Consider the following 17,871-nt stretch of genomic DNA (forward strand, 5'->3'; position numbering starts at 1 on the left):
TCCTGTGTGAATCAGCTTTTTGTCATTGTGAGCAGCCGTAGGCTGCGTGGCAATCTTATGAAATAATAACAAATTCCTGAGATTACTTCGTCAAAACTTACAGTTTTTCCTCACAATGACGACACAATTGATGACATAAAGACATCTACACGTTACTAGAAATCTCAAAGACTTTATCGTACTTAAATAATTTAGGTAATGTTACTAACCCAAATAGCGTAACACTGGATATAGTAATGCCAAGAGGAGTAAAAGTACCGTTATATAAAAATCCTACTAATTGCAGCCCAAATGCCGTTAAAATCAATCTAGCCACAGTGAAAATAGCCGTCATACGAGCTTTACCGTCCGGAATAGCTTCTAAAAGCAATGGCCATAATATGTTAACCGGATATATCACGCCAAGAGATAATAATAAAGTAACTATTGTTATGGTTAAAGGATTATTAATATTATATACAACTAATATGCTATTTCCTAGTAGAAATAGTATTATAAATATAACTCCAAAATAGAAGCAATTTTTAATACCGAATTTTTTAAAGCAATAACCGCTTGAAAAGCTCATAATTGAGAATAGAGCTGCCATTGCTCCTTGATAAAGTCCGAAATATTCTAAAGTTACACCTAAATCTTGCATATATAAAATAGGAGCAATCCCAATAAATATCCAATATCCTTGTGCAAGAAATATCATTGTAAGTATATAATATATAGCTTTTGGCGATTTGAAGATAGGTATATATTCTTTTAAAGAAATACGTATTTTTTTATTAACTTCTCTTTTTGGAATAAATAATATACCAAGAATTAGGCTGATCAAACCTACTATAAGCAACAAAACAAAATTGCCACGCCAGCCCCAAAATAAATTGACGTAGCTACCTATAACCGGTGCTATTGCCATAGCAAGGGCAATAGTGCCGTTTAAAATGCCCATGAATCTTTGCTGTTCTTGTACCGAATAAATATCGGCAAGAACAACATATACTAGCACTGCAACCGATGATATCCCGCATCCTTGCAAAAATCTTCCAAATAATATAGCTGCATAATTATTTGCAAATACACAAAATAAACTACCAAGATTAAAAATTAGTAAACCGAGTATAATAATTGGTTTGCGTCCGTACCTATCTCCTAAATTACCGACTATAAGCGAAGTAATACAATAAGTAGTTAGATTAACACCAAGTAGTAACTCTGTCATAAAAGTTGAAAGGTTGAATGTATTTTGTATTTCAGGAAAACTTGGAACGAATAAATCTATTTCCGCTCCAGCGAGTATTTCCATGATGATTACGGTAATAATTAATTTCATAAGTAATTGTTAGTTTGAGGTTATTTTAGCAAAGTATTATTGAAGCCGAAAGCCTACGCGATGTCATCCCTGCGAGGCATTGTTGCATAGATACCAAGTCGTCATTAATTTACTATTGTAAATTTTCTCGCAATGATGGAAAAACCGATGCGAGCGAACGTTAGTGAGCATGGTAATCTCAGGAATTCTGCCCAAGATTGCTTTATTCCACGCAACAACATTTTTGCGGGAATGACATAAATAAGGACGCAGGAATGGCAGCAAAGCCACACAACAAATTAGCTTTCTATATTCTTATAGCTTACAATAATGAGTGTATTGTTTTACTAAAGAAAGAATAAATGAATATTTATGCTCGCCTAGAAATTTTTATTTATCAGGAGTATATACATGACACGATAACAGGAAGACTGAAAGGAAGTGCAAGCAGAAACTTTTAGTAATATATGTTAAGAATAATAATTCCTAACATGTAGGACTATTAACAAAATAAATTTTAAAGCTAATTAAATTTATTTTTACTACAAATTATAAGGCTTTTTTGAAATATGATTAACTATTCCTTCAAAACTCTTATTAATTTTCGCTAAAAATTCTTTTTAATTATCAATTAAAATTATTTTGTTAACAGTCCCCTATCAATTTTAAAAATTAATTAAAATATTACTGATTAATTCCTAAAGCTTGTTTTTGAGTATCGGTAGTATTCTCCATTACCCACTTTTGGACATCAGGACTTAACATATTATACTGATCTGCTGTTAAACTAGCAACCCAAGCTTGTTGATCGTCAGTACTCATAGCTTGTATTTGGGTTGTTGTCACTGAAGCTGGGGCAGGCATTTGCATTGATGAAGCAAATACTGAGTTCGCGAAAGCTAGAATTAATAAAATCTTTAATAAATTTTTCATTTTGTAAACCTTTTTTGTTTTATAATTACGATTATAACAAAGCCACGGCAGCTTTCAAGCTAAATTATATTAAACATTTAAATTTTTTATACTAAGGAACTTTTATTGTAACAAATATATCAATTATATACTTTATTGTCATTCCTGCGAAAGCGGGAATCCAGTAAAAAGCGTTCAGTATCATACCGTGGTGGCTTGACCACGGGATCTTGTGTCACAGATTATGCCCTAAGATACCACGCTCAAGTCGTGGTATGACATTAAGGTTGACTGGATTCCTGCTTTCGCAGGAATGACATACCCCTTTATATTGTTAACTGCTCTCTGCAAATATTTCGATAAATTTCTGAGTTTTTAGATAAATCATTATGTGATCCTTCAGCGACTACTCCTCCTTTATCTATTACTAAAATATAATCAGCTGATTCTATACTACTAATTCGATGGGCAATTGATATAATAATGTTCCCTTTCATTATTTTTTTTATAGACTCTAGTAATTTCTGTTCGCTCATCGTATCTAAAGCACTCATTGCCTCATCAAGAAGCAAAATTTGCGGCATGCGTAGTAATGCTCTAGCAATAGCTATTCTTTGTTTCTGTCCTCCTGATAATCTAACCCCTCTTTCACCGATTTTAGCATTTATACCGTTATGAAGCTTAGCAGCAAATTCTTCTATTCCTGTAATTTTTATTATCTCATTTATTTCGTCGTCGCTTGCTTCATTATTACCGAATATAATATTTGATTTTATAGTGCCGGAAAAAATGCTAGCCTCTTGAGGAACATAGGCAATTAATTTACGAATTTCAGCAGGATTTAAAAGAGTTATATCTTGATTGTTAATAAGGATAGTGCCGTTTTCTTGCCGGTAAAAACGCAGCAGTAACTGTATCACAGTACTTTTTCCTGCACCTGATCTACCTACAATACCAAGAAACGTATTGGCATTTATCTTCAAAGACATATTATTAATAATCCTTAAATTAGGTCTTGAATGATAGGTAAAATCAACATTTTTGAATTCTATCGAGATTGGATCGGAATTATTTAATTCTAAATAATTATTATGTGCTATAGGTGTCTTATCTATAATTGTAATTATTCTCTCAAGGGCTGTAACAGGTAAATGCATTTCGCTTAGTAGCTCAAAAATACCGCCACAGCTAACTCCGGCGATAATCGCATAATAAATAAACGAGATAATTTGTCCCGCAGATAAATGACCTTTCACTATATCTGAAGCTCCGATCCAAACGACTAAAGTAATCGCAAGAAATATAACGGCTATTGAAATCGCAAAGAATAAAGCACGAATTTTTAAACGGGTTTTGCAGTATATTAAATAGTTTTGTAATTTAGTGTCAAAATCGGCAATTTTGTTTATTTGATGGTTAAAAGCATAAATAGCTCTAATATTATTAAAAGTTTCATCAACATCCGATGCTAAAAGTGACTTAGATTCTAGAGCTTTTTTAGATAAAACCTTAACATGCTTGCCGAATTTAATTAAAGGAATTAATAAGATAGGAATGGTAATAATTACTATAGAAGCGAGTTTAAAGCTTTCAAAAAACATTAATGTAATGCCGCCAATTAGCATCACCGAATTGCGAATAAAAAAAGATAAGAAATTAACAATGAGAGTAGATATTTGATCTATATCATTTGTTAGGCGTGAAATTATATCGCCGATTTTTAGTTCTTCAAACTCTTCAATTTCATAATTAATTAAATTACTATAAGCTTCTTTTCTTATTTGAGTAACTGCCTTTTCAGCAACATTATTGATAAAATATGAACGAAAAAAACTGGCAATACTTAAGATGATAATTAATAAACAAATATATAATATAGATTTATCAACCGATAAAATATGGTCTTGGCTCAAGCCTTTATCAACTAAATTTCTAAAAACACTACCGATTAGTAATAATGAAGCTGATACGCTAAGTAAAGAGATCATAACGATGATCAAATCTTTTTTATAGAACCTTAGATATTTAGCTAGTCTATATAAAAGTTTGATATCCATAAGAAAAAAATGTCATTGCGAGCGACTGTAGGCGTTGTTTCATGGATGTCAAATCGTCATTGCAAGGAGCAAAGCGACGTGGCAATCCAGAAAAATAATAAAAAAGTACTAATTTTAGCATTTTTTTACTGGATTGCTTCGTCAATTACTTTGTAATTTTCTTCGCAATGATGATTTGGTAACCACACAACAATTCCAAAATATGGGGCGAGTGACGGGATTCGAACCCGCGACCCTCAGAACCACAACCTGATGCTCTAACCAACTGAGCTACACCCGCCATAAATTAACAACGTAAATTTAGATTATCAGAAGGAGTTAGTCAAGAATATTTATTGTATTAACATATATTATTAGACTTATATATTATAACTATATATAGTTACAACATGAATCAGTATATAAAACTTATAAATAAAGCTAAACAAAATCCAAAAGGATTAAGTTTCTCTGATTCATACTTTAATGACTAAGTGCGGTTGGGTTAAAGATAGGCAAAAAGGTAGCCATCAGATTTGGTACTTGCCCAAAGGAAATATCTATTCACACTTTTGGAAATATGGCAAAAGTAATATCAAGTTCGACCATTTTTAAACTTTGCAAAAGGAAATGAAGATGAAAACAAATGATACATTTGATGGGTTTACTACTAGAACTTTTTAAAGATACGGATGGAGATTGGCTAGCAAGGTTTGAAGAGCTACCGAATGTATCAGCTTTTGGCCATTCGCCTGAAAAAGCACTGTAAGAATTACAACAAGCTTGGACTTTAATGAAAGAAAGTTATATAAGTCATAATCAATCTATCCCCTTAGCTCCGTCTAGGAAAGAGTATAGCGGACAGTTTAATGTTAGAGTAGATAAACGTGTGCATCGAGCTTTAGTACTTGAAGCACTTAGAGCAACAATTAGTTTAAATGCTTTAGTATCTCAAAAATTAACTTTATCGGTAAAACAATGAAAAAAATCAGTTATTTTATTAAGTGGTGGACCTGATTCTACTACGGTTCTTGAGATAGTTAGCAAAATGGATTATGAAATTTATGCTCTAAGTTTTAATTATCATAGACGCAATAGTCCGGAAGTCCAAAAAATCCAAGGATTAATTAAAGATTATAATGTAAAACAACATAGGGTTATTAATATTGATTTGCAGTCATTTATCGGTTCTGCATTGACTGATGATAATATAGATGTACCAAAATTTAAAAACACAGATCAATTACCAAGTGACATACCGGTTACTTATGTACCGGCACGTAATACAATATTTTTAAGCTACGCACTAGGCGTTGCTGAGGTTATAGGAGCTAGAGATATTTTTATTGGGGTACACACTAATGATTATACTAACTATCCTGATTGTCGTCCTGAATATATAAAATCTTTTGAAGCAATGGCAAATTTAGCAACTAGGGTAGGAGTAAATGGAGAAAAAATTACTATCCATGCTCCTTTAATAAATATGACCAAAGAGCAAATAATTCAAAAAGGGCTTGAGCTTGGAGTAGATTATAGTAAAACAATATCATGTTATGATCCAACAGAAGACGGTGTATCTTGTGGTCAATGTCTATCATGCATTGCACGACTTGATGCTTTTAAAAAGAATAATGTACAAGACCCGATTAAGTATGTATAATTATAGATATATACTCATAAATAAAATTAATAATAAAATAATATGAAGTAAATTTGTATACAAGGTGGAAACCATTTTCACCTTATATACTCATTATTTAAAAATCTTCTGTATAATATGAATATGCAATATTTATATTATACAGAAAAATAGTTAGTATATATGATAAATAGAGGACATTTATATGCCCCTTTTCCTGTGCTTGATTTAAACGATATAGTTTTACGAGAGTTAGCCGCGGAGGATGCACAAGATTATTTTAATTATATGAGTAAGCCGGAAATGGCTATTTATATAACTGATAGCAATAGGCCTAAAGACGTAGAAGAAGCCGGAGAGGAAATACGTTATTGGTCTAGTTTATATAAAAAGCATAGAAGTTTTTATTGGGGAATTGCCATTAAAGACGATAATAAATTAATAGGTACTGCCGGTTTTAATATAATAAATCTAGAGCATCATAGAGCAGAAATAAGTTATGATCTAGATCCTAATTTTTGGGGTCAAGGTGTGATGTTAAAATCTATAAAGAATATTTTAAAATTTGCTGATTATATTGGTATTATAAGAGTACAAGCAACAGTAATTACTGATAATTTTCGTTCAATTAATCTTCTTGAGAGATGCGGTTTTGCTAGGGAAGGAATTCTTAAAAAATACGAAATAGTTGCAAATGAGCATAAAGATTATTATATGTACGCAAGAGTACTATAGTAAGCATTGTTAAAATAAACATAAAAAAGAAAGTTAATGGTAGTAGAAGCTGATAAAAAAGCATTGATTTGTTCGTTTTGTAGTAAAAAACAACATGAAGTAAAAAAACTGATAGCAGGTCCTGCAGTATTTATTTGTGATGAATGTATAGATTTATGTACAGATATTATGAAAGAAGAAAATAAAGTTGCTTTAAAGCAAATTACTTCTTCAATTCCAACACCGCAAAAAATATGTGGAATTCTAAATGATTATGTAGTTGGGCAAGATCAAGCGAAAAAGATTTTAGCAGTAGCGGTTTATAACCATTATAAGAGGCTTGAATATGTACAATCCTGCAATAATGACGTTGAGCTTAATAAGTCGAATATCTTACTGATCGGTCCTACTGGGTCAGGAAAAACTTTACTTGCTCAAACGCTTGCTAAAATTTTAGACGTACCTTTTACTATGGCGGATGCTACTTCTTTAACGGAAGCCGGGTATGTCGGTGAAGATGTTGAGAATATATTACTACGTTTATTGATAGCAGCTGAGTTTAATATAGCAAAAGCACAAAAAGGTATAATTTATATTGACGAGGTTGATAAAATTGCCCGTAAATCGGAGAATCCTTCTATTACACGGGATGTATCGGGTGAAGGAGTACAGCAGGCATTACTTAAAATTATGGAAGGAACAGTTGCTTCCGTGCCTCCTCAAGGCGGTAGGAAACACCCACAACAAGATTTCGTACAGTTAGATACTTCAAATATCTTATTTATTTGCGGTGGTGCTTTTATGGGGATTGATAGCATTATAACCTCAAGAACTAATAATAGTTCTATAGGCTTTGCAGCTAACGTAAATATAGATAAAGAGAAAAATAATAGTGAGATTCTTAAATCCCTAGAGATTGAGGATTTAACTAAATTCGGTTTAATTCCTGAATTTATCGGTAGATTACCCATCGTTACTACTTTAGATGAGTTAGACACAGAAGCTTTAATTACAATTTTAACTAAGCCTAAGAACGCCATAGTAAAGCAATATCAGAAACAATTTGAGCTTGATGATGCTGAGCTTGTAATTGATGATTCAGCCTTAGAAGCTATTGCCGAAAAAGCTCTAGCTAAAAAGACGGGGGCAAGAGGACTTCGTTCAATACTTGAGCATCTTTTGCTTGATAGTATGTATAAAGTTGCCGAGCTAAAAAAACAGCGTGTTACTATTACAAAAGAGGTCGTTAACGGCTTAGTCGAACCGATAATGACCTCTCTCATTTCTACAAAATCAAACAAAAAACAACCGATTATTGCAGATATACCGGCGTAAATATTATTTCTTGTCTATGTCATTCCCACCTACGCGGGAATGACATAGACAAGCCTGCAACAAGACCTACGACTGTTCGCAATGATGGGTGGGTATCCACACAACAACGCCGGCTTGACCACGGGACAATACTAATTTAGTATAAAATTTATCCTAAACTAGTATTATAGCGGTTTAAATACCATTAAGAAAAAAATAATACTCAAACTGATAAATGCCGGCCAGCCTAGGTAGAATCATAATTTAAATAATTTATAATATTTTTCCGGTAGGGGAATTTGCGGTTTTAATGCTTCAAGTGCCATATTGCGTAGTGGAATTTGAATCCATACCACCAGAAGCCAACAACTACCGGCGATTATGTATCTGATATAAGTTAAGGTAAGCCATAAATCAGAATAATTATAGCCAAGCATATTTACTAATATTATGCCGCTAACCGGTTGAATTATCACAGTTGGAGTAGTAAAAAGAAGATCAGCTATAACTGTAGTGCGAGCTGCATATGCCGTTGCATTCAAATCATAGTATAAAATTTGTAAACTACATATCCTATTTGTTGTATTTTTGATAATTAGTAGAATGCCAAGAATAATATCTGTAAAGCAGCTTCCATATAATGTAGTAGAATTAATGGGTCCTATTTTTAGACAATCCCCTAATTTAGCTGCTATTTTAATGAATATTAAAGGAATTTTTATTAGTCTTCCAGGATTGACTCCAAGTCATCTTCTGAATCCAAGCAAGATATCCTTCATGGTCACTATGTCTGGTCCAACTATTTTTAATAATGTGTGGATTTTTCCTTCCCTTTCTATACAGTGAATAATTACTTTCGTTAAATCATCAATATGAATAGGTTGAAATTGTTGTAAACAATCACCTATTAAAGGAATAAAATACGGTAATGTTGCAAGAGCCCTAAATAGCGAGGTACCACCATAACAACCGCTTGCGTAAACAAGAGACGGTTGTAAAATTACCCAGTCTATTTATGAATAATTCTTTGTACGTTAGTAAGGGTGCAAGCCTTAAATAGAGCCTTTGGACCATTGACATGAACATTGTCAATATTATTGCATGACTAGACGTTAACACACCTGACACATTAATAACTATATCTATGTTATTTAATCTATTTATCCAGCTTTGTGGTGTTAGGTCTATATTAAAATCACAGTATATCACTTCTGCAGTAGGGAATGTTTCCTGGTCGATTCAACATCTCGAACACAGCATATTACTTTATAATTATTCTTTAATAATTCAGCTGTAATATATGATCCAATAAAGCCGTTAACTCCCGTTACTAGTATTCTCATTATAATATAAACGATTCAGGTACTGACATTTTTTATAGCATTAATCAGATCCTGTTGCCAATAGAAGATAAAAAAGGATATGTTATGTCCACAACTATTGTTTTTTTGGTTAAAAACTTTTATAACCCAATCCTCTTCTCTCTTATCATAAACTGGGGTTGCTCGTGTGTGACTTTAATGTTATCTCATAATAAAATAATTAAAGATTATAAATGATTATATATAAAAGTCTTTTATATATAATCATTTATAATCTTTAATTTGAATAAATATTAAGAGATATTTATATTTTTAATATTTATTTAATTGAAATTATGAGTAATAAGAAGTAATAATACAATATTATAATGATATATCAAATTTAGGCGTAAGGTTATGGAAAACTACTACAGCATTTGCTAGTTTTAATTTAGGTGAGGTATGGAAAATATGGTTATGTGATAAAAATTTTAAAGATCTACCGATACTAGATCAAAGTTTGATTTATACTCAATATTTAGAAACAATGTTAAGTAAAGTAGCTGCTACCGGAAAGTATCAAGATAATAATATTGATCATTCTCAATGGAGCCATTGTTTTGAAGAGCTAAATAATCGAGATCATTTTTTATGTATAAAGCTACAGAAGTTAATAGGAGTAGAAAACAAGAATATCATTGATGCTATGCTAGATGATATAGGGGATATAAATTCATTAGAGTTTATTACCCTAGTTACTAAAGTCCAAGTGTTTTTAAAAAATAATTTAGATCAATCTGAACACTTGATTAAAGCAGCCAAAGAAATCAATGCTATGGCATATCCTCTGACGAGAGAATATTTTTTATATCGCTATATAGCTAAAGCAATATTACTTACAAATACTTTAAATGCGCCTTCCTCTTATGAAAACGAGTTTAATTTAGTAAAAAAAGCTCATTTAAATTTTGCAAATTATCTTAATGCATTAGAGCAAAGTCTTACTAGAATAGAAAAAGCTAGTGATAATGAAGATCATAAAATTGCTTCTTGGTTAACCGAAAATCAGCTTTAGTTAGTAATCATTCAGGTAAAATAGCAATTACTTATGTTTCTCGTATAGTGGGTGTAATTGCTTTACGTTCATATGTAATTGACGAAAAGGATCCTTGGTATGAATTATGTGCTTTACCGACCACTAGACTTGCGATGCTACAAATTTTATTATCTTGCCCGGTGTACGGTCTTATCAAATAGACAAACTAAAGAGATGAATAATAATATGTTTCAAGCATTAGAAAATAACAATGACAATGCTGAAGATGTTAAATTTTTATTTGATCACACTCCAAGTTTTGCTAATGATGCCGTAAATACAACTGTGATTTGTTTTAGATATGCTGCTAATTTAGGGGTGCAGCCTATTGATTTATTAAATAATGATACTATTAATCGTATAATTGTATTACAGGCTTTACGATGGTATACAGTTGCAGGAGTAGTAGAAGAACAAAGTAAAGTTACAAATTTTATGCAAAATAAATTAATTAAATTTTTGCATGGTAAAATTGTACCGGCTTTAATTGAGCATAAGAAATTTACAGCTGAAGAAATTAAACCATATTTTCAGTTACTATATAAACATTCCAAAACAGATAAGAATACGCAAATAAAACTTCAGGCAATATATAATAAACTTACTAATCAAGATATAGATTTTAACAATATTGAATCAGACATTAGTATCTATCATGGATGGAAGAGTACTGCTATATGTGCGGCAATAGCCACACTGATTTTGGATTATATCTGTTGCGTCTTGCTTCTTTATTAGTATCAACATATTACGGCAATAAAGTTATAATAAAGTTATAGAAAATATCACCAGCAAAAAATTAACTAATGATGTGTTTTTTCAAAAGTTTTACTATAATGATGCGGTTGACCGTAGCGATAGTACCTTTAATAATGTTTGAGTCTATTAAAGATTTAAAATTCTTAAGTCTTGCAACTTTAATAGATATTTTAACAACTGCTATATCGGATTTCAATGTCGGCAAGGCAATTAGTAGTGCAGGCAAGAATATTGCCGAGAAAACCGCTACTACCCTTATTTGGCTTAATAAGGTTACCTCAGGCACAAACGAGATGATACAGTGATTGATATTGATCCTACAGAAGAAGTACCATGCTTAGAGGCTTTGTGGACACTGCTAATTGATTTGCTATTTTGCAGCAAAAAATAGCCAAAATTAAATCTTTTGAGAAAGTCCACAAAACCTCGATTAAGGTTGTAAAATTTACGTTATTTAATGTGCTCTTCCCATTTCAAATATAATTGAATCTTCAGAATTAAGTGTTGCATGTATTAAAAAAGGTGAGGTGACATAGGACTGCACTTCGCTATGCATAAAAGCTTGGTACATTCTAAAGTAAAGTTTTTGCTATATTCAAGAAGTCTTTGAGCAGCTTTTAAGTGTATCAAATAACCTGTAGTTGTATTAAAGTAACCACCATGACCTATCTTCTTTAAATACGGATTATTGTAAATATTATAAAATATTTTGTTTTTATAATGTGACAAGGACAAATAAATTAAATCTCAGTCGGTAGGTAAATGCTTAAGCATTGTTAAAAATTTATTACGGAAATCATCATTTAGTATAGCATCATCTTCTATTATTAGGGCATCAGGTATATTGTCTTTAACCATTTTAAGCCAAATTTCTCTATGGCAATAACAACCGAGTTCACTTGCCGTTAAAGTATGATTTAATATTTTGCTATCGGAATAATAATTTATATTTTCCGAAGGATAAAGTACAGTATAACAGTTATCAAGGGATAAAAGAGCAGGGTTATTTTTTACATCTAAGCCGGTAAATCTTTTTCCCCCTGCATCTGTTATAGATAAATTATAACCGTCTACTGCACTAAACCTTTCATAGCATAAATTATTATTGTCGAATTGTTTACTAATATTGTTATATCTATCAGTGCTGCGTAGGTTTACTATAAAAATTTTAATATCTTTTGCTTCAAGTGGAGCAGAACCTATTTGATAAGTTTTTAAAAATATAAAAAGCAATGATAAACAAATAATTATAATTAATATTATAAAAATAGTTTTTAATTTGTATTTAATAAAGGTAATTTTTTTCTTAATTTTTCTTTTACTGCGATGTAATTATTTTCTGAAGTCGGTACAATCTTATTATTATATATCTTATAATAGTTTTCATCATCTTTATCAACAGAAATAATATAATTATATAAATCTTCTTCTGAATAATCTTTAGCAAATATTACTGCATTAGGGTTTACATCTTTTATATAACTTTTATCTGCATAATATATAAAATAGGTACTGCTCCTGCTAAATAAGCTTGAAAAGGTTTTTCAGTAACATACCCCTCATATGTTTTATTTTCAAAAGCAATAACAAATTTACATTTAGATAATCATTCACGAGTTTTTTCTTTTGGTATAATTGTAGATTCAGTATTTAAATATTTACTGCCGCTTACTACTTTTTTATACAGCGACAATTTATGAAAAAATCGATTTCTTGCTATGCAGCCGTCGTTCTCAGGATCTTCTATACCGTTAGAGACTAAGAAACAAGCAAAATACGTTTTATTCGGATTATATTTTGAGCGTTTATATTCAGTACTGACGTCATTAGTACAATATATATATAAAGGTATTCTTATATTTTGGATGAACCTATAGATATATCATAATTTTCTAGCTTTAGTCTAACGGATTCACCGGTAAAAAATATCTTTATACTATCTTTATTACTAATAGTTCTTTGACCAAAAACACTATCAATAATAAGGTCATAATTTTTATGATCTATAACAATTGTTCGTCCGTTTTCTTCAATGATTTCTTTTATCATTGGTAGCTCGTCTATTGTAAAGCCCAGCCACATATTAATAAAGCTCACTCTTATAGCATGTTTGTTTTCTGTTTTAGGAGCTTTAATCTTATATGCTTACACATAGTAATAATATGGCTATACAAATTATGGAAAGTTTTTTTAACATTTAAATTACCTATTACGAGAAAAATTTATTTATAATTTTTCTGCTATTTGTGGTGGATTTTCTGCTTCCACTTCAATAATCTCAGATTTAGAGGAAACGATTTGATAACGCTCTAAGGTAGCTGGCATGGCTTTATTCCCTGAATCAATACCGAGTTTTTGAATATTCTTTACTCTTGACATAAAATTACGATTAAACGAGGCAGCAAATTTATCGTAATTAGTAACCATATTATGCAGGTTATTACCGATCTTTTGAGAATAATCTGCTATAGTACCGATGGAGCTTAATAGCTTTCTCACTTCTTCAATGATTACCTTATAATTTTCTGAGCGGCGATGATCGGTAATTTGAAATTTTGCAAATGATAGCATATTCATAAGTCCGCTAGGTCCTACCGGAAAGATATTACAGCCCCAAGCTTTTTGTAAAAATTCAGGGTCGGCTGCAATAACTTTCTCAACCGCTTGTTCAGTCGGCAAAAACATTAAAGTAATAACATTGTTAAAGCTCTGATCCTTTTTGTTTAGATTAGTTAAAATATTTGCGGCATAGTCTTTATTCGCCAAAGATTTTAAATGGTAATTCATAGTTTTATTAAGACTCATGTTATTATCTTGCTCGTCTACAAGAAACTTTGAAGCTTTAGAATCAATAACCATTAAATTACCGGAAGGAAGAAAAATGAGCGCATCAGGTCTTAGCTTCCCGCTATCTGAGGTAGTTAGACCGTATTGCATAATGAAATCTAAATTAGGACGTAAGCCCGAAGATTTTAAGATATTCTCAAGGGTAATCTCAGCAAGTAGCCCCGCCCCGATCGGAGAAAGCAGAGACTGTTTGATCAAATCAACCGTACCTTTTGATTGCTCTATATCTTTATTTAATGCTCCCACCATCGTAATTAACCGTTCAAACTCACTATTAAATTTTCCTGAAGCAGTAGCGATATTTTTCTCGGCTAGCTCTCTTGCTGCCGTGTTTTCCATTTTATGTATCGCTATTAATTGCTTAGACAAATCTTGACCTAAATCAAATAACGCAGCTTTAGCCGCTGAAAATGACTCTTCTCTTATTTTTTCTGAATCCTTAATAGTCTGTGCTTGATATTCTATTTTACACTTCAATTGCTCAATTTTCTGTAAATATCCTATCTTTTCTTGATTTAATAATTGGTTATTATTGCTAATTTCTAGATTCTGCTCTGATAAAAATTGTAGCTGTGTCCTTAAGGTTTGAGTTTTTACATAAAACCAAATTATTAGCGCTAATAAAATAAGTAGCGTAGTTATAATAGTTGGTAATAAATAAGGCATAGAATGAAGCAAAGTTTAATGTTAAATAATACTAAAGTACCGCATAATTTGCACTAATTATTTTGGTATTGCCTAGAAAAGGTTGATATAGTCATTGCGAGTTACTGCAGGTGTTATTGCATGGCTCGTTTTATGTCATGTCTGCGCAGGTCTTGTTGTGTGGACTGAAAAACCCGTTCGGTGTTATGCCGTGGCTTGACCACGATATCCAAAAACACAACTTAAAATACTAAAATTTTAATGTTTTAAACTGGATCCCGTGATCAAGTTGCGGGATGACAATGAGGAAACTGGTCCACACAACAAAGCATTCTCGCTTTCGTGGGAATGACATCGGAAGGCTAAACTATAGAACAACTTTTTCTAGGCAATGCTCAATTTCAATACTACAAGTAAGACTATTGCTATATTAGCCTATAATATTTTTATAAGCTTATAGAAATATTATAATGGATAGGTTATATAAAAAGCAAGTTGAAGAATATCTAACAAATTACGGTAAGCTTGTATTTATAAGTGGAGCAAGGCAAGTAGGGAAAACTACAATATCAAAACAAGTAATTAAACCTAATCCTAATTCAATTTACCTAAATTGGGATTATCTAGAAGATAGAAATAAAATCTTAAACAAACACACCGAACTTTTTAAAAATCTACTTTCTACTATATCCGATAAGAAACCGTGCTTAATATTAGATGAAATTCATAAATATAAAGATTGGAAAAATCTTGTAAAAGGATTTTATGATAAATTCGGAGAAAATATTGAATTTATTATAACAGGTAGTGCCAAATTAAATATATATAAAAAAGGCGGTGATAGCCTAATGGGACGTTATATAAGTTTAACCGTGCATCCGTTATCGGTATCTGAAATAGCTAAAAATTTTGATAATGACATTGATTATATAAAAAGCCCCCAAAATATCACTATAGATGAATTTGAAGCTTTAATAAATTTTGGAGGATTTGCAGAAAGTTATTTAAAAGCAACTGCTAAATTTCATAGAATATGGAGTAATCAAAGATTCAAGCAATTATTTAGAGAAGATGAAATACTGAAGATATCAACAATATTTATGCGTTATCATTACTTACTAGCATTATAAATGAGCAAGCAGGCTCATTAATAAGCTATACAAACCTTGCTAACAAAGTTAGAGTTTCAGACCAAACAATAAGAAGATGGCTCTCTTTGCTAGAAAAGCATTATTATTGTTTTGTTATCAAACCTTGGTCTAAAAATGTTGTAAAAAGCTTGATAAAAGAGCCACAAATTTACCTTTGGGATTGGTCGCAAATAAAAGATATAGGAACGAGATTTGAAAATCTTGTAGCTTCTCACCTTTTAAAAGCCGTATATTTTTAGAACGAAACAGGGCTTGGTGATTTTGGTTTATACTATCTGCGTGATAAACAAAAACGTGAAGTCGATTTAGTAATAACAAAAGATAACTAACCGTGGATTTTAGTGGAAGCAAAAGTAAGTGACTCAACCGTTTCTTCAAGCTTAAAATATTTTCATGAATTACTTAACCCTGAGTTTAGTTTTCAAGTAATTCAAAATAAACAAGCTATTTCGGGCTCTTGCTTTGATAAACCGGATTTATGGATAGTACCGGCTATTACTTTCTTATCTCAACTTGTTTGATATGAATTTTTGCAAAAAAGGTAATCTAGGCAAATGTAAATCATATGACTATTTCGTTGCTTATATCGAAATAGTCATTACCAATTCGACATTTAATTATAAGCTGTATCCTCGCACATACCACTAAATTTAGCTGAATTGACTATATTCACTTTATCTTCTAGTGGTCCGAGTGGCTGAGCAGGTTTTAACAATTCCGGCGTTAATATAAATTTAGTTTTTTTCTCGATATTCGATAACAAAGGTAAATGTAAGCTATGAGGGCTGTATATTATTGCATATTTATCCCATTCTAGATATTGTCTATTCAAATTCTCTTTATATTCAGATGGCCCATATACTTCTATACTACCAAATTTATATTTTTTTAAAGGATATAGCTCATAATCATAAAAAAAATCATTTGGATATTTATTACGCATACTTTGATTCAAATGAACAAATTTATCATTTTCTTTATGAAATACGAAAATATCTAAGCATCTTTCCCTGCAAATTACATAAATTTTATTATGTTTAACACGATATCCTAATTGTTCAAATTGCGGTAATATTTGTTGCAAACGTATTTCGTCTTCATGCATAATGCCGATATCTAAATCATCATCAAAAGGAATTATGCCTTGATGTCTAACGGCTCCAAGCAGAGTGCCGCCTTCTATCCAATAATTAATATTATTCTTACCAAGTAGCTCATGAGTGTCTTTCATTAACTGATAAAGGGCAATAGCTTTTTTCTCACTAATCCTGTATTTTTTCACTTGTTCATCACTTAAGGTTACATATCGCCAATTATGTTCTAGTAGATAAGCATAACACAATATACCGACGAAAATAGTAAGAATTAAGCGTAAAATATTTTTAAAGGATAATATCGACTTTAATTTTATCACCTTGAATCTTAAATTACATTTCCCATGCGGATATAACATTTTTTAATCTATATAAAATAACCGGTTATGACTTTTTTATCTCAATTTGTTTAAAAGTTTATTCTATCCTCTAAAGGACTAAAAGGCTGAGCAGGTTTTAACAATTCCGGCGTTAATATAAATTTAGTTTTTTTCTCGATATTCGATAACAAAGGTAAATGTAAGCTATGGGACTGCTCTATCACTGCATACTTATCCCAGTCTGGATATTGCCTATTTAGATTTCCTATAGGATCAGCGGGCCCGTAAACCTCTATACTACCGAATTTATATTTTTTTAAAGGATATAATTCATTATCATAAAATGAACTCTTAGGATACTTATTTCGAGCCGCTAAATTAGTATATATAAATTTGTTTTGTTCTTTATGAAAAATGAAAATATCTAAACAAGCTTTTTTGCATATATTATAAGCTTTCTCATAGGAAGCAGTATAACCGAGTTGCTCAAATTGCGGTAATATTTGTTGCAAACGTATTTCGTCTTCATGCATAATGCCGATATCTAAATCATCATCAAAAGGAATTATGCCTTGATGTCTAACGGCTCCAAGCAGAGTGCCGCTTTCTATCCAATAATTAATATTATTCTTACCAAGTAGCTCATGAGTGTCTTTCATTAACTGATAAAGGGCAATAGCTTTTTTCTCACTAATCCTGTATTTTTTCACTTGTTCATCACTTAAGGTTACATATCGCCA

Annotated in this window: 22 protein-coding genes, 1 tRNA gene and 1 pseudogene; 12 read left to right on the forward strand and 12 right to left on the reverse strand. The window is 31.3% G+C overall.

Going from position 1 to position 17,871, the window contains the following annotated elements; genetic code table 11:
• Window positions 1-145 precede the first annotated feature (145 nt).
• The 4 genes from GCO76_RS06490 to GCO76_RS06505 all read right to left on the reverse strand — a co-directional run bounded on the left by GCO76_RS06490 (window position 146) and on the right by GCO76_RS06505 (window position 4,549).
• Window positions 146-1,321 carry a multidrug effflux MFS transporter gene (locus GCO76_RS06490; protein WP_410956602.1) on the reverse strand — a complete coding sequence of 392 codons (1,176 nt, stop codon included), beginning with the start codon at window positions 1,319-1,321 and terminating at the stop codon, window positions 146-148.
• A 663-nt stretch (window positions 1,322-1,984) separates the two neighbouring features.
• Window positions 1,985-2,233 carry a DUF2673 domain-containing protein gene (locus GCO76_RS06495; RefSeq protein ID WP_014014694.1) on the reverse strand — a complete coding sequence of 83 codons (249 nt, stop codon included), beginning with the start codon at window positions 2,231-2,233 and terminating at the stop codon, window positions 1,985-1,987.
• A 305-nt stretch (window positions 2,234-2,538) separates the two neighbouring features.
• Window positions 2,539-4,269: an ABC transporter ATP-binding protein gene (locus tag GCO76_RS06500; protein WP_410956603.1), complete on the reverse strand. Its 1,731-nt coding sequence runs from the start codon at window positions 4,267-4,269 to the stop codon at window positions 2,539-2,541.
• A 203-nt stretch (window positions 4,270-4,472) separates the two neighbouring features.
• Window positions 4,473-4,549 (reverse strand) — tRNA-His (locus GCO76_RS06505).
• 185 nt (window positions 4,550-4,734) lie between these two features.
• On the opposite strand from GCO76_RS06505, the gene GCO76_RS06510 reads away from it, so the two are divergent.
• The 5 genes and pseudogenes from GCO76_RS06510 (at window position 4,735) to clpX (ending at window position 7,939) form a co-directional block, all read left to right on the forward strand.
• Entirely contained in the window at window positions 4,735-4,863 is a 129-nt protein-coding gene (locus GCO76_RS06510) for a type II toxin-antitoxin system HicA family toxin (protein ID WP_410956604.1), read from the forward strand.
• Between the two features lie 21 nt (window positions 4,864-4,884).
• Window positions 4,885-5,230: pseudogene (locus GCO76_RS06515) on the forward strand (toxin-antitoxin system HicB family antitoxin).
• A 12-nt stretch (window positions 5,231-5,242) separates the two neighbouring features.
• A complete protein-coding gene (queC, locus tag GCO76_RS06520; RefSeq protein WP_410956624.1) occupies window positions 5,243-5,911 on the forward strand; it encodes a 7-cyano-7-deazaguanine synthase QueC in 669 nt (222 codons plus the stop codon).
• Between the two features lie 162 nt (window positions 5,912-6,073).
• Window positions 6,074-6,625, forward strand: coding sequence for a GNAT family N-acetyltransferase (locus GCO76_RS06525; protein ID WP_410956605.1), 552 nt, complete (start codon window positions 6,074-6,076; stop codon window positions 6,623-6,625).
• A gap of 36 nt (window positions 6,626-6,661) precedes the next feature.
• The gene (gene clpX, locus GCO76_RS06530; protein ID WP_410956606.1) at window positions 6,662-7,939 is read left to right on the forward strand and encodes an ATP-dependent Clp protease ATP-binding subunit ClpX; all 1,278 of its coding nucleotides are present in this window, start codon (window positions 6,662-6,664) and stop codon (window positions 7,937-7,939) included.
• Between the two features lie 236 nt (window positions 7,940-8,175).
• Here clpX and GCO76_RS06535 read toward each other — a convergent pair whose 3' ends face one another.
• Window positions 8,176-8,460: a DUF2269 domain-containing protein gene (locus tag GCO76_RS06535; protein ID WP_103897577.1), complete on the reverse strand. Its 285-nt coding sequence runs from the start codon at window positions 8,458-8,460 to the stop codon at window positions 8,176-8,178.
• Between the two features lie 663 nt (window positions 8,461-9,123).
• Entirely contained in the window at window positions 9,124-9,261 is a 138-nt protein-coding gene (locus tag GCO76_RS06540) for an NAD-dependent epimerase/dehydratase family protein (RefSeq protein WP_410956607.1), read from the reverse strand.
• A gap of 505 nt (window positions 9,262-9,766) precedes the next feature.
• On the opposite strand from GCO76_RS06540, the gene GCO76_RS06545 reads away from it, so the two are divergent.
• The 4 genes from GCO76_RS06545 (at window position 9,767) to GCO76_RS06560 (ending at window position 11,379) form a co-directional block, all read left to right on the forward strand.
• Complete coding sequence (locus tag GCO76_RS06545; RefSeq protein ID WP_410956608.1) at window positions 9,767-10,294, forward strand: hypothetical protein; 528 nt, start codon at window positions 9,767-9,769, stop codon at window positions 10,292-10,294.
• Window positions 10,270-10,476 (forward strand): hypothetical protein, encoded by a 207-nt coding sequence (locus tag GCO76_RS06550; RefSeq protein WP_410956609.1) that lies wholly within the window; start codon window positions 10,270-10,272, stop codon window positions 10,474-10,476. The genes GCO76_RS06545 and GCO76_RS06550 overlap by 25 nt, the downstream gene beginning before the upstream one ends.
• 13 nt (window positions 10,477-10,489) lie before the next feature.
• Window positions 10,490-11,053 (forward strand): hypothetical protein, encoded by a 564-nt coding sequence (locus GCO76_RS06555; RefSeq protein WP_410956610.1) that lies wholly within the window; start codon window positions 10,490-10,492, stop codon window positions 11,051-11,053.
• Window positions 11,054-11,121: 68 nt separating this feature from the next.
• A complete protein-coding gene (locus GCO76_RS06560; protein WP_410956611.1) occupies window positions 11,122-11,379 on the forward strand; it encodes a hypothetical protein in 258 nt (85 codons plus the stop codon).
• A 442-nt stretch (window positions 11,380-11,821) separates the two neighbouring features.
• On the opposite strand, the gene GCO76_RS06565 is transcribed toward GCO76_RS06560, so the two are convergent.
• The 4 genes from GCO76_RS06565 to GCO76_RS06580 all read right to left on the reverse strand — a co-directional run bounded on the left by GCO76_RS06565 (window position 11,822) and on the right by GCO76_RS06580 (window position 14,587).
• A complete protein-coding gene (locus GCO76_RS06565) occupies window positions 11,822-12,307 on the reverse strand; it encodes a glycosyltransferase family 25 protein (protein WP_410956612.1) in 486 nt (161 codons plus the stop codon).
• 241 nt (window positions 12,308-12,548) lie between these two features.
• Complete coding sequence (locus GCO76_RS06570) at window positions 12,549-12,659, reverse strand: glycosyltransferase family 10 domain-containing protein (RefSeq protein WP_103897758.1); 111 nt, start codon at window positions 12,657-12,659, stop codon at window positions 12,549-12,551.
• Window positions 12,660-12,928: 269 nt separating this feature from the next.
• Complete coding sequence (locus GCO76_RS06575; protein ID WP_410956613.1) at window positions 12,929-13,171, reverse strand: alpha-1,3-fucosyltransferase; 243 nt, start codon at window positions 13,169-13,171, stop codon at window positions 12,929-12,931.
• 129 nt (window positions 13,172-13,300) lie between these two features.
• Window positions 13,301-14,587 carry a DNA recombination protein RmuC gene (locus GCO76_RS06580; RefSeq protein ID WP_410956614.1) on the reverse strand — a complete coding sequence of 429 codons (1,287 nt, stop codon included), beginning with the start codon at window positions 14,585-14,587 and terminating at the stop codon, window positions 13,301-13,303.
• A gap of 449 nt (window positions 14,588-15,036) precedes the next feature.
• Between GCO76_RS06580 and GCO76_RS06585 the strand changes: the two genes are divergently transcribed.
• The 3 genes from GCO76_RS06585 (at window position 15,037) to GCO76_RS06595 (ending at window position 16,238) form a co-directional block, all read left to right on the forward strand.
• A complete protein-coding gene (locus GCO76_RS06585) occupies window positions 15,037-15,696 on the forward strand; it encodes an ATP-binding protein (protein ID WP_410956615.1) in 660 nt (219 codons plus the stop codon).
• On the forward strand, window positions 15,693-15,956 hold the full coding sequence (locus tag GCO76_RS06590) for a DUF4143 domain-containing protein (RefSeq protein ID WP_410956625.1): 264 nt from the start codon (window positions 15,693-15,695) through the stop codon (window positions 15,954-15,956). The genes GCO76_RS06585 and GCO76_RS06590 overlap by 4 nt, the downstream gene beginning before the upstream one ends.
• A gap of 102 nt (window positions 15,957-16,058) precedes the next feature.
• The gene (locus tag GCO76_RS06595) at window positions 16,059-16,238 is read left to right on the forward strand and encodes a hypothetical protein (RefSeq protein WP_041404344.1); all 180 of its coding nucleotides are present in this window, start codon (window positions 16,059-16,061) and stop codon (window positions 16,236-16,238) included.
• 92 nt (window positions 16,239-16,330) lie between these two features.
• Here the strand turns inward: GCO76_RS06595 and GCO76_RS06600 are convergent, their stop codons facing one another.
• Window positions 16,331-17,131: a LicD family protein gene (locus GCO76_RS06600; protein WP_410956616.1), complete on the reverse strand. Its 801-nt coding sequence runs from the start codon at window positions 17,129-17,131 to the stop codon at window positions 16,331-16,333.
• Between the two features lie 89 nt (window positions 17,132-17,220).
• A partial coding sequence (locus GCO76_RS06605; RefSeq protein ID WP_410956617.1) for a LicD family protein occupies window positions 17,221-17,871 on the reverse strand: 651 nt, incomplete at its 5' end.

It is taken from the genome of Rickettsia koreansis (genome assembly GCF_046532895.1).
Lineage (GTDB): Bacteria > Pseudomonadota > Alphaproteobacteria > Rickettsiales > Rickettsiaceae > Rickettsia > Rickettsia rickettsii.

Coding starts and splice junctions, on each gene's coding strand:
- GCO76_RS06490 (WP_410956602.1), bottom strand. CDS start 1,321: ATGAAATTAATTATTACCGTAATCATCATGGAAATACTCGCTGGAGCG.
- GCO76_RS06495 (WP_014014694.1), bottom strand. CDS start 2,233: ATGAAAAATTTATTAAAGATTTTATTAATTCTAGCTTTCGCGAACTCA.
- GCO76_RS06500 (WP_410956603.1), bottom strand. CDS start 4,269: ATGGATATCAAACTTTTATATAGACTAGCTAAATATCTAAGGTTCTAT.
- GCO76_RS06510 (WP_410956604.1), top strand. CDS start 4,735: ATGACTAAGTGCGGTTGGGTTAAAGATAGGCAAAAAGGTAGCCATCAG.
- GCO76_RS06525 (WP_410956605.1), top strand. CDS start 6,074: ATGATAAATAGAGGACATTTATATGCCCCTTTTCCTGTGCTTGATTTA.
- clpX (WP_410956606.1), top strand. CDS start 6,662: ATGGTAGTAGAAGCTGATAAAAAAGCATTGATTTGTTCGTTTTGTAGT.
- GCO76_RS06540 (WP_410956607.1), bottom strand. CDS start 9,261: ATGAGAATACTAGTAACGGGAGTTAACGGCTTTATTGGATCATATATT.
- GCO76_RS06545 (WP_410956608.1), top strand. CDS start 9,767: ATGTTAAGTAAAGTAGCTGCTACCGGAAAGTATCAAGATAATAATATT.
- GCO76_RS06555 (WP_410956610.1), top strand. CDS start 10,490: ATGAATAATAATATGTTTCAAGCATTAGAAAATAACAATGACAATGCT.
- GCO76_RS06560 (WP_410956611.1), top strand. CDS start 11,122: ATGATGTGTTTTTTCAAAAGTTTTACTATAATGATGCGGTTGACCGTA.
- GCO76_RS06580 (WP_410956614.1), bottom strand. CDS start 14,587: ATGCCTTATTTATTACCAACTATTATAACTACGCTACTTATTTTATTA.
- GCO76_RS06585 (WP_410956615.1), top strand. CDS start 15,037: ATGGATAGGTTATATAAAAAGCAAGTTGAAGAATATCTAACAAATTAC.